Origin of the sequence: Pseudomonas sp. PS01303, from assembly GCF_029959385.1 — a bacterium.
Lineage (GTDB): Bacteria > Pseudomonadota > Gammaproteobacteria > Pseudomonadales > Pseudomonadaceae > Aquipseudomonas > Aquipseudomonas rustica.
In genome coordinates, this window is the sequence record NZ_JASCPK010000333.1 from 1 (window position 1) to 412 (window position 412).

At 49.0% G+C, this 412-nt stretch carries 1 rRNA gene; it reads right to left on the bottom strand.

Annotation, left to right across the window (positions count from 1 at the left end):
* Positions 1–348 (bottom strand): 23S ribosomal RNA (locus QMX93_RS30855); the annotation flags it as partial.
* Between the last annotated feature and the right edge of the window lie 64 nt (positions 349–412).

The following is a 412-nucleotide window of genomic DNA, read 5'->3' on the forward strand; positions in this document are numbered from 1 at the left end:
AAGAGATTTTCGCGTACAGGGCTATCACCCACTATGGCCGCACTTTCCAGAGCGTTCCGCTAATCTCAAAGCCACTTAAGGGCTAGTCCCCGTTCGCTCGCCACTACTAAGGGAATCTCGGTTGATTTCTTTTCCTCAGGGTACTTAGATGTTTCAGTTCCCCTGGTTCGCCTCTTGCACCTATGTATTCAGTACAAGATAACCATCTTATGATGGCTGGGTTCCCCCATTCAGACATCTCCGGATCAAAGTCTGTTTGCCGACTCCCCGAAGCTTTTCGCAGGCTACCACGTCTTTCATCGCCTCTGACTGCCAAGGCATCCACCGTATGCGCTTCTTCACTTGACCATATAACCCCAAGCAATCTGGTTATACTGTGAAGACGACATTCGCCGAAAATTCGAATTTCTCA